Source organism: Bacteroides mediterraneensis (assembly GCF_025993685.1).
Taxonomy (GTDB): Bacteria; Bacteroidota; Bacteroidia; order Bacteroidales; family Bacteroidaceae; genus Phocaeicola; species Phocaeicola mediterraneensis_A.
Genome location: NZ_DAJPEN010000001.1, coordinates 722,020 through 736,429 on the forward strand (window position 1 = coordinate 722,020; position 14,410 = coordinate 736,429).

The following is a 14,410-nucleotide window of genomic DNA, read 5'->3' on the forward strand; positions in this document are numbered from 1 at the left end:
TGATCAGATACCGCGTGATTTGCGTTTCTGCGGTTTCTTTTTCCGTTTCATGCGGCGACGGAACGCTTCTTCCTCGTAATCGACTGCCGGATTTGCCTCAAAGGAGAAGATGCCTGCTGCCTGTTCAAGCGCACTGTTTTCTTCCATACGGTGACCGTACCGTTTCCAAAGTTCCTCCGGGCCGGACTGTTGTCTGTCCTGCCAGGGTATTCCTTCCCACCAGTTGACAAGGCCGTTGAATACGTTGGCGGAAAACTCCTTTCCCATACGTGAACCGTTGAACGCCTCACGCCGTTCATGGTCTATGAATGTGACACCGTAGATACGTCCGGTATCGTTCCTTCGGAATACCACATCAATGTGCTCCTTTTTCAGCAGTTCCCTGAATTCCTGTTCCGATTTTGCGTTACGCATGGCCCATACTACCTTGCCGGATATGGCAGGAGCCCATCTGCCTTCCTTGAAGTCCTGTGTATGCCGTAACATACGTTCGGACAGTCCCGTATTTCCGAAACGCTTGCCGAACCTTGCACTTTTTATCGGAGGGCTGACCACTTTCCCACTATCATCTGTAGCCGAATAGATGATACCCGTATAGGGTGTTCCCATGTAATCGCCCCGTACCTGTCGGGCTTCAATGTTCAGTGTGGAAAGCAGTGCGGAATACTCTCCGAAAGTCTGGAAACGATAGCTTTCCAGTACGGCCTTCAGCGTGTTTCCTATCTGGTGACGTATATCCCCTTGTGAGGCATCCACCTTTTTCAGTTCCGCTTTCGGATTCCGTCTTTCCGTATCCGCACTGTTACGCAGTCCGAATTCCTGTTCCAGTTCCCGGCAGGCTGTCATTGAACGGCGGTGTTCATAGGAGTCATTGATTTTCCTTCCTTCATCGTCAATGCATACACTCACGATATGTACGTGCGTGTTGAAGGTATCTCCATGCCTGTACACGATGAACGGTTGGTCACCATATCCCATTTTCTGCATGTATTTTTCTGCCAGTTCCGCCAGCCTGTCATTGTCCAGCCTGTCTTCCGGTGCCGGACTGAGGGCGATATGCAGGACCGGCTTGTCCGTCCTCCTGTTTGCCGTCAGATGGTTTTCAAATGAAAGGAGAGCCAGACGTATATCCTCGCTCGGCAGTCCAGGGCGGTCGGAAATCATCCGGTGTCCTGACAGGATTTCCGCCGTCCCTTGAAATACCTTTTCATGGTTATAGACCAGTGCTCCGTAAAGGCTTGCCCCGTGACTTATCTTTGCAACCATTTCTGTTCATATTCTTTGGTTAATGCCATAATCTGCTTGTTGAGCAGTATCAGTTCCAGGGTAGCCTTTTCAAGTTTGTAAAGCAGGGACATCGCCCTTTTGTCCCCGAAATTTTTCTGCACGGCCCTTACGACCTGATTATAGTTGTTGCCTATTGCCTGGAATTGTCTATAAAATTCCCCGAGCCGGATGTAATAGTCCATGGAAACCTTATCCACCTTGATTACCTTCAGTTGTTCTGAAAAGATTGATTTCTTGATAAAGATTGTCCTATCTCTTGCTCCGGATTCCAGAAACAGTTTCTCAAATCTGCTTTTCTCCTGTGCGTTCAGACGGAAATTGTACTTGTAGTCCGCCGGATCAGTTTTCGGTTTTCTGCCTGTCCTTCTTGCCTGTTTTTTCTCCATGCTTTTCTGCTTTTGGGTTGTTTTTCTTTCTCCGTCAGATTTTCCGACTTTGGAGGAAAATCCCCCGACCGTTAGGGAGGGCAAGTTGGTTTTTGTATGGCAGAATACTTTCTGTCGTACAAAAACACAACTTGCTCTGTTCGTTTGAACAGAGAATCCACCTCCGGCGGATTGCTGCGCGACGTGAGCGGCGTGCTGCTGTCCGTCGGAAGATGCTCCAAGCCATTCTTTAGTTCTGACTTTGCAAAAATATGTCCATGAAGAAGTCTTTGAAATACCTGATTATATGACATTTAGCGACATCTGATGCTATTTTATGTCATCACTGAGAATATAAAGTTGAACCGTAGATTTTTTCTCATCGGATTATCGATTGAAGAAACAATGATGTACTTGTTTTTTTATTGGTGTTTCAATGAAAAAGAAAGTATCATTCAAATCTGTTATTACGTTTCCTGATGCTTGTATTTGATTATTCATATGACATATGATGACATATCAAGACATGTGTTGTCACTCTTACCATAATGTTACCCTGATATGTTTATAACATTTTATTTTTGTGACATAAGAACTTGATAACATATTATTTTATAATCCTTTAAGTATACTGAAATATGAAAATATCAACATTCGATTATAATAAAATAGAGACTTATCAACATTGTAAAATTCTGTTATGTCGTCTCAGTAGTGTAGTGACATATTAATATACTGATATAATATTATAATGAGATATTCCCCTGATGAAATGATAATATATAGCAACGTTATTTTAGTAGTGTATTGAGATATCAACATGCAGACATGAAATTATAATGATGTATTACCCTGTCGAAATAATAAGATAGAGTAACATTGTTTCAATAGTGTCGTGGCATATTAATATACTGACATGATATTATAATGAGGCATTATCCTGACGAAATGATAATACATAATAACGTTGTTTCAGTAGTGTATTGAGATATCAACATGCAGACATGAAATTATAATGGTGTATTATCCTATCGAAATAATAATATAGAGTAACGTTGTTTCAGCAGTGTCGTGACATATTAACATACTGACATGATATTATAATAAAACATTTCTCTGTTGATAAAATAGAAAATTAGTAATGCTTGAGAAAAGAACCCTAATATTAACCGAAAAGAAGAAGAATATGAACAAACGTCCGATTCTTGTCGCCTTCAGTAATCAGAAAGGAGGCGTCGGCAAGTCCACCATAACAGTGCTGCTTGCTAGTTATTTTAATTATGTGAGAGGTATAGATGTGGCAGTTGTTGACTGTGATTATCCCCAGTTCAGTCTTGAGAAACTTAGGAGCCGTGATCTTAAGAATCTTGAAAAGAGCGAATATCACCAACGTCTGTTTTGCCGTCAGTTTGAGGACAATTCCCGGAAAGCATATCCGATAATCACTTCCAGACCTGAACAGGCTTCCGAAATAGCCGGCAGGCTTGAAGGAAAATATGACCTTGTATTTTTTGATTTGCCGGGAACGGTAAATTCCCGTGGTGTGTTCGAGTCGGTAATGAATATGGATTATGTATTCACTCCAATAGTAAAAGACCGGATGGTGATGCAGAGTAGCCTCTCCTTTGTATCTACAGTACAAGATTTCATAGGAGAACATCCGGAAGCTCCACTTAAAGAAATACGCCTGTTCTGGAATCGTATGGACAGCCGTACATCAAAAGAACTTTATGTGATGTATAATGAAATTATTTCCCGTATGGGATTAAAAGTGTTTCAAACTGTTCTTCCGGATCTTGAACGTTATAACAAGGAAATGACATCATCTTCTCGCCAGCATTTCCGCAGTACCCTACTTCCACCATCCGATGTACTGCTAAAGGATAGTATGCTTGACGTGTTTGCTAAAGAGATGGAAAGAATCCTGTTTCCGGTTTGAGTATTATGGTCAGAAACAGAAAGATCTTCAAGGTGGATGAAGAAAAACTACGTGAGATGATGGCCAGCGAGTCTATATCCTGTGTTTCATCAGGAACTGCAGCAGACGAATCTCTTAATGTAAGTGTGGACAAAGAGAATGCTAAAGAATCAATAGACAATCAGGAGGGTGGAAATACAGACTGCAACACATTACCTGTGTCTGACAAAGCATACCATTATGGACAACTTTTCCTGAAAAGAAAGAATTCTGTTCAACGCAAGCAGACATATATCAGCATTGAACTGTACCGTAAGCTTGCACGGATATTGCCACTTCTTAGTGATGACATCAGCATTCCTTCTTTTTTAGATAATGTGTTGACACATCATCTTGAAACCTACAGTAAAGAGCTCGGCGAGCTATTTCGCCGTAAAACCCAAAAACCATTCTGATATGGAGGAAATATTATATCTGTGTGTACGGCTTGTCTGTATAAGCTATTTGTTGTACATAGTTTATGGTTGGAAAAAGCAAATAGAGAAATTATGTAGATTTTTTTATGGAAAGCCTACTGTAAAGAAGGAAAAGAAAGAAACTGTCGTAACGGAATCTGCGGTTTCAGATGCAGAAGTGATGGGAAGTACCCGTTATGTCTATCTGGACGAGAATGCCGGAAAGACTGCCGCTCCCTTCATGAGCCAGCCACTTGAAAGGAATTTTATCGGTGAAGAGGAGGACGTGCAGCAGGAAGATGTGGAATGCAACCTTCAGTTGGATAAGATGAAACTCCTGCAGGAAGTCCAGGAAGACCTTGATGCGGAGTCTCCCGAAGTGGAATCCGTATCACCTGTTCTGTCCAGCAGGGACATGGAAGTACTCGGCGAATATCTGACACATCAGGATGAAGCCGACCATGAGAAGGCCATGCAAGCAGCCCGTGTCCTGTTCTCCATCAGGCAGACCAGCCTGATTGACGTGTTCCTTTCCAATATGGAGAATTCCGCGATTGTAGAGGAACTGATAGACAGGTATCTTGACGAGGACGGCAATCCCAAACCGCTTAAAGTAAAGGATGGGAATGAACCGTCTGACGAGTGGCGGAAATATATCTGACACCGATATATTCAGGCATCCCGGAAATCTTTTCGGGATGCTTTTTTTATGTCTGTAAGGCTTCCTGAATGACATCTGATGACATCCGGTGACACCTGATGACAGTGTTGTATCACAGCGGTTTAAGCCTTATATATTTGCAGTCGAATTCAACATTTATGTCAAACCCCAAAATGATTCGACAATGAAGAGAAGAATCCTATTTTCAGTATTGTGTGTGCTGGCAGCGGCAGGTGCTTTCGCACAGGGACAGGGTCTTGCCGGCATCAATGAGGCTACCAGCCTTATGACTTCGTATTTCGATCCGGCCACCAAATTGTGTTATGCCATTGGAGCCGTACTCGGTCTGGTCGGCGGTATCAAGACGTATGGCAAGTTCAGCAGCGGCGATCCCGATACGTCCAAGACTGCGGCGAGCTGGTTCTTCGCCTGCATCTTCCTGATTGTGGCCGCCACCATTCTCCGTTCCTTCTTCCTGTAAGCCATGGATTACCGTATCAACAAAGGAGCAGGCCGTCCGATTGAGTTCAAGGGCTTGAAATCACAGTACCTGTTCTTTTTTGCCGGAGGCCTTGTATCGGTCTTTCTTGCGGTGGTTGTCCTGTATATGGCCGGTGTCAGCCAGCTGGTATGCCTGTCTTTCGGAGCGGTATCCGGTTCCCTGACCGTATGGCTGACCTTCCGCATGAATGCCCGCTACGGTGAGCACGGGCTGATGAAGATGCTGGCCGAGAAACGCCATCCGCGCTATCTGTCAGCCCGTCGCAGAATATTCAGAGCATTAACCAAAAAGAAGAGAAAGAAATGAGAAGTGTATTGAAGGCCTGTGATCTGGAAGACATATTCCCGATTTTGGCCGTGGAAAACAACTGCATCGTAAGCAAGGATGCGGACATTACGGTAGCCTTCGAGGTTGAGCTGCCTGAACTGTACACGGTGACGGCGGCGGAATATGAAGCCATTCACGGTACCTGGGTAAAGGCCATGAAGGTACTTCCCAATTATTCGGTCGTGTACAAGCAGGACTGGTTCGTCAAGGAAAACTACCGGAGCGAAGGAGACGGGACGGAAAGTTTCCTGTCCCGCAGCTATGAGCGTCATTTCAACGAACGCCCGTATCTCAGACACCGCTGCTTCCTGTATCTGACAAAGACCACACGCGAACGTGCCCGTCGTCGCAGTGATTTCAGTACCCTGTGCCGCGGCTATATCCTTCCCAAGGAAATCACGGACTGGGATTCGGTCGTGAAATTCCTGGAGGCGGTGGAGCAGTTCGAGCGTATCATGAACGATTCGGGGCATGTCAGGATGAAGCGTCTCAGAACGGAAGAGGTGGTCGGAACGGAAGAATGTCCCGGGCTGATTGAAAGATACCTGACTCTCGGTATGGAGGACACGCACCCCGTATTACAGGACATCTGCCTTGATTCGGAACGTATGCGCATCGGTGACAAACGTCTTTGCCTGCATGTGCTTTCCGATACGGAAGACCTTCCCGGCAGTGTGGGCACGGACATGCGCTATGAGCGCTTATCCACGGACCGTAGCGACTGCCGTCTTTCGTTTGCGGCTCCGGTAGGACTCCTGCTTTCATGCAACCATGTCTATTCGCAGTACGTGTTCATCGATGACGCGCAGGAAATCCTGCAACGCATGGAAAAGACCTCACGCAACATGCTGTCCCTGTCGAAATACAGCCGCAGCAATGCCGTGAACTATGAATGGGCAGAAATGTATCTTGACGAGGCGCATACGAAAGGGCTTGTTCCGGTACGGTGCCACTGTAATGTACTGGCCTGGGCGGAAGACGAGGAAGAGTTAAGGCGTATCAAGAACGATACCGGCAGCCAGCTTGCCCTGATGGGATGCGTACCCCATTACAACACGATAGATACCCCGGTGCTGTACTGGTCTGGTATTCCAGGCAATGCGGGCGATTTTCCGGCTGAGGAAAGTTTCTATACCTTTCTGGAACAGGCTGTCTGCCTGTTTGCTTCGGAAACGAATTACCGCAGTTCGCCCAGCCCGTTCGGTATCCGTATGACGGACAGGCAGAGCGGCGTACCGCTTCATCTGGACATCAGTGACCTGCCCATGCGCAAGGGAATCATCACCAACCGCAACAAGTTCATACTCGGTCCCTCCGGCAGCGGTAAATCCTTCTTTACGAACCACCTTGTCCGCCAGTATTATGAACAGGGTACCCATATCCTGCTGGTGGATACCGGAAACAGCTATCAGGGACTTTGCAGCCTGATTCATGACCGGACACATGGCGAGGACGGTATCTATATCACCTATGAGGAGGACGATCCCATCGCCTTCAATCCGTTCTATACGGATTCCGGGGAATTTGACGTGGAAAAGCGTGAAAGCATCAAGACACTGATACTCACACTCTGGAAACGTGAGGATGAAGCCCCAAGGCGTTCGGAAGAAGTGGCCCTTTCTGGAGCGGTGAACGCATACATCCGCAGGATAACGGAAAACAGGGATGTCAGACCCGATTTCAACGGATTCTACGAGTTTGTGCGTGATGACTACCGCCGGATGATTGAGGAGAAAAAAGTCCGTGAGAAGGATTTTGACATCGACGGTTTCCTGAACGTGCTGGAACCGTTCTACCGTGGCGGTGATTATGATTTCCTGCTTAATTCGGACAAGGAACTGGATCTTACCAACAAGCGCTTTATCGTATTCGAGCTGGACAATATCAGCGGAAACAAGGTGCTTCTGCCCGTGGTCACGCTGATAATCATGGAAACCTTCATCGCCAAGATGCGCCGTTTAAAAGGTATCCGCAAGATGATACTTATTGAGGAATGCTGGAAAGCCCTGATGTCCGCCAATATGAGTGAGTACATAAAGTATCTCTTTAAGACCGTCAGAAAATATTTCGGGGAGGCTGTCGTGGTCACCCAGGAAGTGGATGACATCATCAGTTCCCCTGTCGTAAAGGAAGCTATCATCAACAACAGTGACTGCAAGATTCTTCTTGACCAGCGGAAATACATGAACAAGTTCGACCATATCCAGCGGCTTCTCGGACTGACCGACAAGGAACGCGGACAGATCCTGTCCATTAACCAGGCCAACCATCCCGGACGTTTCTACCGTGAGGTCTGGATCGGTCTTGGCGGTACCCACTCGGCCGTGTATGCCACGGAAGTCAGCGATGAGGAATATGCCGTATATACCACGGAAGAGTCGGAAAAGCTGGAATTGCAGAAGCTGGCCAAGGAACTGGGCGGAAATCTGGAACTGGCCGTAAAACGCATTGCGGAAATGAGAAGGGAAAGGAAAAGGTCAAACGGTAAAGCATGACGGTTATGAATGACAGTTTTGAATCGGATGAAAGAAAGCGTAAGGAGACAATCGAATGTCTCTACTGGTCCCTGATGAACGGATGGGACATACCGAAGGAGATCCGTGAACATTACGGATTTTCAGAAGACTATGAGCTGTATCACCGGCTTGAAAGTATGGAACCGGAAGATTACAGGGAAAGAAGGCTCAGAGGCGAGATACCTGATGCCGTAGAGGTCGATGTAAGACTGACACATGCTGTAGAGAAGGTCTTCGAGCGGCTTTGTTCCCCTCCTCCCGTACAGTATCTCGACAAGCTGTACGGGGAACTGGAAAAGCTGGGAGGTTTCATCGCCAACCCGAAGAATATTGACAGTCCTTTCATTAATTCCTGTTTTCTCATGAAATACGGCATTGACCGGAATTCCCCGGATGAAATCAGGCGGCAACAGTCAGAAAAGGCATATAAAGAACTTTATGCCAGGTTTGAAACCATGGTCGGCCTGAAGTCCCCAAACAAAAAGGACAATACCATTATCCGCAAGGAATGTCGGCAGCCAGCCTGTAAGGACAGGCCGACCGGAAAAGTCCGCATCCCTGTCAGTCCGAAGCCAAAGAGACGCAAGATGGGACTTTGAGAGATTCAGTAAAACAAGAACAACATCATTAAAAAGACAAGACATGAAAAACAGACAGTTGTACAGACTGGCCGCCTGCCTGATCGGGGCGGCATCACTGCTGCTGCAGAGCTGTAGTGAAAGCAGGTTCAAGGACTGTGACCGCCTGTGCGGTTCATGGAGCAGTGTGGAAGGCAAGCCCGATGTCCTTATATATAAGGAAGGGGACGCCTACAAGGTGACGGTCTTCGCCCGTAGCGGAAAGACACGGAAGCTGAAGCCGGAAACCTATCTGCTGGTGGAAGAAAACGGTAACCTGTTCATCAATACCGGCTACCGCATAGACATCGCCTACAATGAGGCGGCTGACGTATTGACCTTTTCTCCGAACGGTGACTATGTAAGGAAGGAGGTACGTCCATGAGAAAAAGACTGCTGCTGCTTTGTGCAGGAACCTTTTTTCTTGCCGGACAGATACGGGCACAGTGGGTGGTGACCGATCCGGGAAACCTTGCCCAGAGTATCATCAACATGTCGGACAATATCGTGCATACCTCTTCAACTGCGACAAGTACCGCCCAGAATTTTGCGGAGACGGTGAAGATATACCAGCAGTACAAGAAATACTATGATGCCCTGAAGTCCGTCAACAATCTGGTGAAGGATGCCCGTAAGGTCAGTGAGATTATCCTGATGGTAGGTGACGTGTCGGAAATCTACGTGACCAATTTCCAGAAGATGCTGGGTGACGAGAACTTTTCTCCCGAAGAGCTGGATGCCATCGCTTTCGGTTATACCAAACTTCTGGAAGAGAGCAACGGGGTGTTGCAGGACCTCAGGCAGGTAATCAACGTCAGCACCCTTTCCATGACCGACAAGGATCGTATGGACGTGGTGGATGACTGTTATGCCAGTATGCGCCGTTACCGCAATCTCGTGAATTACTATACGAACAGGAATATAGCCGTGAGTTTTCTGCGTGCCCGCAAGAAGAATGACCTTGACCGTGTCCTGAAGCTCTATGGCAATGACACCTCCAAATATTGGTAGCCTATGGTATTGTTATCCGTGGATTTCTCGAATCTCCATACCATTCTGGAGAGCCTTTACAATGAAATGATGCCCCTTTGCGGGGATATGCTGGATGTGGCCAAGGGACTTGCCGGACTCGGTGCCCTGTTCTATGTGGCCGTCCGTGTCTGGCAGTCGCTTGCCCGTGCCGAACCGATAGACGTGTATCCGCTTCTGCGCCCGTTTGCGATAGGCATCTGCATCATGCTTTTCCCGACTCTGGTACTCGGAACGATGAATACGGTGCTGAGTCCGATTGTGCAGGGAACCCACAAGATGCTTGAGGGGCAGACGATGGACATGCAGCAGTACCGTGAGCAGAAGGACAGGCTGGAACGTGAAGCCATGCTCCGCAATCCGGAAACGGCCTATCTGGTCAGCGATGAGGAGTTTGACCGTCAGCTGGACGAGCTCGGATGGTCGCCCGATGCCATGGCAACCCGCATGGGCATGTATATGGAAGTGGGCATGTACAATCTGGAAAAGAATATCCGTGACGCCTTCCGCAGTCTGCTGGAACTGCTTTTTGCCGCGGCATCCCTGCTTATAGATACGGTAAGGACCTTTTTTCAGGTTGTATTGTCCATCCTTGGTCCCATTGCCTTTGCCTTCAGTGTGTGGGACGGTTTCCAGTCCACGCTCAGCCAGTGGTTCACACGTTACATTTCCGTCTATCTGTGGCTTCCCGTGAGTGACCTTTTCAGCTGTATGCTGGCCAAGATTCAGGTGCTCATGCTGCAGAACGACATCCTGGAGCTCCAGAACAATCCGAACTATTCGCTGGACAACTCCAATTCGGTATATGTGATCTTCATGCTGATAGGTATCATCGGATATTTTACCGTGCCGACCGTGGCCGGATGGATTGTGCAGGCAGGCGGTGCCGGAAACTACAACCGCAACATCAACCGTACCGCGACCAAGGCCGGAGGATTTGCAGCCGGTGCCGCAGGTTCCGGACTGGGAAATATCGGAGGGCGTCTGCGTGGAAAATAAACAGAACAGGAACATAAAAATCATGAAAACAGATGGAATTCAAATCACTGACCAATATTGAAAGCAGCTTCAGACGGATACGCCTGATGCTTGCGGTCTTTGTCGGATGCTGCACGCTCGTGACCGTCTTTGCCCTGTGGAACTCATACCGCTTTGCGGAGAAACAGCGTGAGAAAATTTATGTACTCGATGGCGGCAAGTCACTGATGCTTGCCCTTTCGCAGGATCTTTCACAGAACCGTCCGGCTGAAGCCAGGGAGCATGTAAGAAGGTTCCATGAGCTCTTTTTCGGACTGTCGCCACAGAAGGATGCCATCGAGCACAATATCAACCGTGCCTTGCAGCTGGCGGACAAAAGCGCCTATCATTACTATGTGGATTTTGCCGAGAAAGGATATTATAACCGTCTCATTTCCGGTAATATCAATCAGGTGGTACGGGTGGACAGCGTGGTCTGCGACTTTTCCGGATACCCCTACAGGGCCAGGACGTATGCCCGCCAGATGATTATCCGTGAGAGTAATGTGACGGAACGTTCGCTGGTGACTGACTGCCAGCTTCAGAATACGTCCCGTTCCGATGACAACCCCAACGGCTTTATCATCGAACATCTGACCATACTGGAAAACAAGGACATAAGGAGCGTAGAGCGATGAAAAGGAACCTGACGAGACAGGCGGACCTTCAACTCAGGAGGTTCTGCCACAGACTTACCGTTAAACAGCGCAAGGCCGTTCTCTGGATACTGTTTGTCCCGTTTGCCGTCGCATGTGTCTATACGGCATGCAGACCGTTTATAGGCAGTAAGAACCAGGAGTCCGGAATGGAATTTATGGAAAAGGATTCACTCCGTATGGAGTTCATTCAATCTATTGTAAGAAATGGAGAAAGAAAAAGTCAAGAAAGTAATGGAACGGCTGATGAAACCGTTCAGGCTCCGGTCCTCAAAGGACAGGAAGCCGCTGAGTGAGGAACAGAAACGCAAACGCGCCAGATTTGTTGTGTATCCTCTGATGTTCCTGCTGTGTCTGGGAAGTTTCTATCTGATATTCTCACCTTCCGGGCAGGAACGGGAGCGGCAGGATAAAGGACAGGGATTCAATACGGAAATCCCTTCTCCCGAGGACAGCCGCCTGGAAGGAAACAAGAAGGATGCCTATGAAAAGGCTCTGATGGAACAGGAAAGCAGGAAAAGGAAGACATTCTTTGAAACTGCGGAGTCCATGTTTGCCAAAGAGGAACGGAAAGACAGTGTCCGTCTTCCCGATAACATTCCACCAGAGAGGCAAACAAACACGGAAACGGAAACAGAAAAAGGAAATGCCGGACCGGTCAGTTCCTCGGCCGGAGCCTACCGTGAGATGAACCGTACGCTGGGAAGTATCTATGAACCGCGGACCGATCCGGAAAAGGAAAGGCTTCAGGAAAGGATTGAGGAACTGGAGCGTATGCAGCAACAGCAGCAGAAGCAGGAGCCACTGTCAGGCATGGAGGAAAAGATGGCCCTGATGGAAAAATCCTACGAACTGGCCGCCAAATACAATAACCGTCAGGCTGTGGAGACTCCTTCTCCTGTCAGAAAAGCGGAGGACAAAAAAGCCATGCCGGTGAAACAGGTTCACAATGAGGTGGTATCCTCGCTTTCCAGACCTATGAGCGACGAAGAGTTCATATCCGCCTTTTCGGGAGAACGCAATGCCGGTTTCAATACGGCTGTCGGCCGGAAGACAGTAACGGAAGGCAATACCATTGCTGCCTGTGTACACGGTACGCAGACTGTATCCGACGGACAGGCCTTGCGCCTGCGGCTTACCGAGCCCATGTCTGTTGCCGGACGCTTCATACCGAAAGGGACCGTACTGGTAGGTGGCACACGCATACAGGGTGAACGGCTGGAAATCATGGTCAATGCCGTGGAATACAAGGGAACTATCCTGCCGGTGGAACTGGAAGTCTATGATCTGGACGGACAGCAGGGAATCCTGGTGCCGGGTTCACTGGAATATGACGCTGCCAGGGAGATTGCCGCCAACATGGGAACCTCGATGAACAGCAGCATCAACATTTCCACCGATGCCGGGGCGCAGATTGCCTCCGATCTGGGAAAAGGTGTGATACAGGGCGTTTCCCAGTATATATCCAAACGGATGCGTACGGTAAAGATTACTTTGAAGGCCGGACACCGGGTACTGCTCCATTCACCGGAGAAATGAAATACAGGAAACTATGAAAGAAAAGACAACCATTAAACAAAAGCACATGAAGAAGATTCTGATGATGTTTGCCCTTTTACTGGGCGTATCGGCTGCCTGGGCGCAGCAGAGTAGCGGTGATTATTATGAGGGGCTGACCCGCAAGATCGGTTTCAGCCAGATGATTCCGCCGCACGGACTGGAAATAACGTATGACAAGACCGTCCATGTCATTTTCCCGGCTCCGGTCAAGTATGTGGATCTCGGTTCTACAAACCTGATAGCCGGCAAGGCCGACGGTGCCGAGAATGTAATCCGAGTAAAGGCCACGACACGCAATTTCAGGGAGGAGACCAATATGTCTGTAATAACCGAAGACGGGAACTTCTATACCTTCAACGTGAAGTATGCCGACGAGCCGCTGCTGCTGAATGTGGAGATGTGTGATTTCATCCATGACGGAGAATCGGTGAACCGTCCCAACAATGCCATGGAAATCTATCTGACCGAGCTGGATAACGAGTCACCCCGTCTGGTACGTCTTATCATGAAATCCGTGTATGAGAATGACAAACGCCGTATCCGTCATATCGGCTGCAAGCGTTTCGGTATCCAGTATCTGCTCAAAGGGCTGTACACCCATAATGACCTGCTTTATTTCCATACCCAGGTAAAGAACTCCTCGAATGTGCCTTTTGACGTGGATTTCATTACGTTCAAGGTGGTGGACAAAAAGGTGATGAAGCGTACGGCCATGCAGGAGCAGGTGATTTATCCGCTGCGTGCCTATAATTATGTGACACGTGTAAACGGCAGGGATTCGGAATGTACGGTATTCGCCCTTCCCAAGTTTACGATACCGGATGACAAGAAACTGGTTGTAGAGATGTATGAGAAACAGGGCGGCCGTCACCAGAGTTTTGAGGTGGTCAACGAAGACCTGGTGCGTGCGGAAACCATCAACGAACTGAAGGTACGATGAGAACGAAAGTATTGTATATGCTGGCATTGCTGCTTGTCCTTTCCGTGGGACAGGCAGAAGCCCAGCGGATTCTGCCAAGGATGCAGGGTGTGGAAATGCGTGGAGGTATGGCTTCCGATAACGGATACTATATGGGAATGACACTTTCAAGCTATGTCAAAGGCGGGAACAAATGGGTATATGGAGCGGAATACCTGCATATGAAACACGGTTACCGTCATGTGACCATCCCTTCGGCGAAGTTTACGGCAGAAGGCGGATATTACCTGAATTTCCTTTCCGATGCGGGAAAAGTGTTCTTCCTCAATCTGGGAGGATCGGCACTGGCCGGATATGAGACGGTAAACTGGTCCGATAAAAAGCTCTATGACGGGGCCACCCTGAAAAACGGCGATGCCTTTGTGTACGGCTGTGCCCTGACGCTGGAGATGGAACTGTACCTTGCCGACCGTGTGGCATTGACGGCTTCCTTGCGTGAGCGTTTCCTGTGGGGCGGAAGTCTCGGACATTGCCATACCCAGTATGGAATCGGCATCCGTTTTATGATAAATTAGCGGGTT

The 14,410-nt window shown here is 48.2% G+C and carries 16 protein-coding genes; 14 read left to right on the plus strand and 2 right to left on the minus strand.

Annotated elements, in window-relative coordinates; translation table 11 throughout:
* Positions 1–3: 3 nt before the first annotated feature.
* A complete protein-coding gene (gene mobB, locus OIM59_RS02820) occupies positions 4–1,266 on the minus strand; it encodes a conjugal transfer protein MobB (RefSeq protein ID WP_303894880.1) in 1,263 nt (420 codons plus the stop codon).
* Complete coding sequence (gene mobA, locus OIM59_RS02825; protein WP_032584188.1) at positions 1,251–1,673, minus strand: conjugal transfer protein MobA; 423 nt, start codon at positions 1,671–1,673, stop codon at positions 1,251–1,253. Before mobA ends, mobB begins: the two co-directional genes overlap by 16 nt.
* 1,165 nt (positions 1,674–2,838) lie before the next feature.
* On the opposite strand from mobA, the gene OIM59_RS02830 reads away from it, so the two are divergent.
* The 14 genes from OIM59_RS02830 to OIM59_RS02895 all read left to right on the plus strand — a co-directional run bounded on the left by OIM59_RS02830 (position 2,839) and on the right by OIM59_RS02895 (position 14,404).
* A complete protein-coding gene (locus tag OIM59_RS02830; RefSeq protein WP_117713936.1) occupies positions 2,839–3,591 on the plus strand; it encodes a ParA family protein in 753 nt (250 codons plus the stop codon).
* A gap of 32 nt (positions 3,592–3,623) precedes the next feature.
* Positions 3,624–4,025 carry a DUF3408 domain-containing protein gene (locus tag OIM59_RS02835; protein WP_259300400.1) on the plus strand — a complete coding sequence of 134 codons (402 nt, stop codon included), beginning with the start codon at positions 3,624–3,626 and terminating at the stop codon, positions 4,023–4,025.
* Between the two features lies 1 nt (position 4,026).
* Positions 4,027–4,686, plus strand: a complete 660-nt coding sequence (locus tag OIM59_RS02840) for a DUF4122 family protein (protein WP_303894889.1) — start codon at positions 4,027–4,029, stop codon at positions 4,684–4,686.
* A gap of 88 nt (positions 4,687–4,774) precedes the next feature.
* Positions 4,775–5,167: a DUF4134 domain-containing protein gene (locus tag OIM59_RS02845; RefSeq protein ID WP_172774576.1), complete on the plus strand. Its 393-nt coding sequence runs from the start codon at positions 4,775–4,777 to the stop codon at positions 5,165–5,167.
* A gap of 3 nt (positions 5,168–5,170) precedes the next feature.
* Positions 5,171–5,494 (plus strand): DUF4133 domain-containing protein, encoded by a 324-nt coding sequence (locus OIM59_RS02850; RefSeq protein WP_303894892.1) that lies wholly within the window; start codon positions 5,171–5,173, stop codon positions 5,492–5,494.
* Positions 5,491–8,010 carry a TraG family conjugative transposon ATPase gene (locus OIM59_RS02855; RefSeq protein ID WP_303894896.1) on the plus strand — a complete coding sequence of 840 codons (2,520 nt, stop codon included), beginning with the start codon at positions 5,491–5,493 and terminating at the stop codon, positions 8,008–8,010. Before OIM59_RS02850 ends, OIM59_RS02855 begins: the two co-directional genes overlap by 4 nt.
* A gap of 5 nt (positions 8,011–8,015) precedes the next feature.
* A complete protein-coding gene (locus tag OIM59_RS02860) occupies positions 8,016–8,630 on the plus strand; it encodes a hypothetical protein (protein WP_303894899.1) in 615 nt (204 codons plus the stop codon).
* A 43-nt stretch (positions 8,631–8,673) separates the two neighbouring features.
* Positions 8,674–9,033, plus strand: a complete 360-nt coding sequence (locus OIM59_RS02865; RefSeq protein ID WP_004294975.1) for a DUF3876 domain-containing protein — start codon at positions 8,674–8,676, stop codon at positions 9,031–9,033.
* Positions 9,030–9,659, plus strand: a complete 630-nt coding sequence (locus OIM59_RS02870; protein ID WP_008152252.1) for a DUF4141 domain-containing protein — start codon at positions 9,030–9,032, stop codon at positions 9,657–9,659. Before OIM59_RS02865 ends, OIM59_RS02870 begins: the two co-directional genes overlap by 4 nt.
* Before the next feature lie 3 nt (positions 9,660–9,662).
* Positions 9,663–10,676, plus strand: a complete 1,014-nt coding sequence (traJ, locus tag OIM59_RS02875; RefSeq protein WP_303894905.1) for a conjugative transposon protein TraJ — start codon at positions 9,663–9,665, stop codon at positions 10,674–10,676.
* Between the two features lie 32 nt (positions 10,677–10,708).
* Entirely contained in the window at positions 10,709–11,332 is a 624-nt protein-coding gene (traK, locus tag OIM59_RS02880) for a conjugative transposon protein TraK (protein WP_004326315.1), read from the plus strand.
* Positions 11,333–11,584: 252 nt separating this feature from the next.
* Positions 11,585–12,889, plus strand: coding sequence for a conjugative transposon protein TraM (gene traM, locus OIM59_RS02885; protein WP_211479452.1), 1,305 nt, complete (start codon positions 11,585–11,587; stop codon positions 12,887–12,889).
* A gap of 46 nt (positions 12,890–12,935) precedes the next feature.
* Positions 12,936–13,850 (plus strand): conjugative transposon protein TraN, encoded by a 915-nt coding sequence (gene traN, locus OIM59_RS02890; protein ID WP_005776862.1) that lies wholly within the window; start codon positions 12,936–12,938, stop codon positions 13,848–13,850.
* Entirely contained in the window at positions 13,847–14,404 is a 558-nt protein-coding gene (locus OIM59_RS02895) for a conjugal transfer protein TraO (protein ID WP_303894913.1), read from the plus strand. The genes traN and OIM59_RS02895 overlap by 4 nt, the downstream gene beginning before the upstream one ends.
* Positions 14,405–14,410: the final 6 nt, after the last annotated feature.

Excerpts from the sequence above, each read along its gene's own strand:
- mobB (WP_303894880.1), bottom strand. The coding sequence starts at position 1,266 with ATGGTTGCAAAGATAAGTCACGGGGCAAGCCTTTACGGAGCACTGGTC.
- traJ (WP_303894905.1), top strand. The coding sequence starts at position 9,663 with ATGGTATTGTTATCCGTGGATTTCTCGAATCTCCATACCATTCTGGAG.
- OIM59_RS02855 (WP_303894896.1), top strand. The coding sequence starts at position 5,491 with ATGAGAAGTGTATTGAAGGCCTGTGATCTGGAAGACATATTCCCGATT.
- traN (WP_005776862.1), top strand. The coding sequence starts at position 12,936 with ATGAAGAAGATTCTGATGATGTTTGCCCTTTTACTGGGCGTATCGGCT.
- mobA (WP_032584188.1), bottom strand. The coding sequence starts at position 1,673 with ATGGAGAAAAAACAGGCAAGAAGGACAGGCAGAAAACCGAAAACTGAT.
- traK (WP_004326315.1), top strand. The coding sequence starts at position 10,709 with ATGGAATTCAAATCACTGACCAATATTGAAAGCAGCTTCAGACGGATA.
- traM (WP_211479452.1), top strand. The coding sequence starts at position 11,585 with ATGGAACGGCTGATGAAACCGTTCAGGCTCCGGTCCTCAAAGGACAGG.
- OIM59_RS02870 (WP_008152252.1), top strand. The coding sequence starts at position 9,030 with ATGAGAAAAAGACTGCTGCTGCTTTGTGCAGGAACCTTTTTTCTTGCC.
- OIM59_RS02865 (WP_004294975.1), top strand. The coding sequence starts at position 8,674 with ATGAAAAACAGACAGTTGTACAGACTGGCCGCCTGCCTGATCGGGGCG.
- OIM59_RS02850 (WP_303894892.1), top strand. The coding sequence starts at position 5,171 with ATGGATTACCGTATCAACAAAGGAGCAGGCCGTCCGATTGAGTTCAAG.
- OIM59_RS02840 (WP_303894889.1), top strand. The coding sequence starts at position 4,027 with ATGGAGGAAATATTATATCTGTGTGTACGGCTTGTCTGTATAAGCTAT.
- OIM59_RS02895 (WP_303894913.1), top strand. The coding sequence starts at position 13,847 with ATGAGAACGAAAGTATTGTATATGCTGGCATTGCTGCTTGTCCTTTCC.
- OIM59_RS02830 (WP_117713936.1), top strand. The coding sequence starts at position 2,839 with ATGAACAAACGTCCGATTCTTGTCGCCTTCAGTAATCAGAAAGGAGGC.
- OIM59_RS02860 (WP_303894899.1), top strand. The coding sequence starts at position 8,016 with ATGAATGACAGTTTTGAATCGGATGAAAGAAAGCGTAAGGAGACAATC.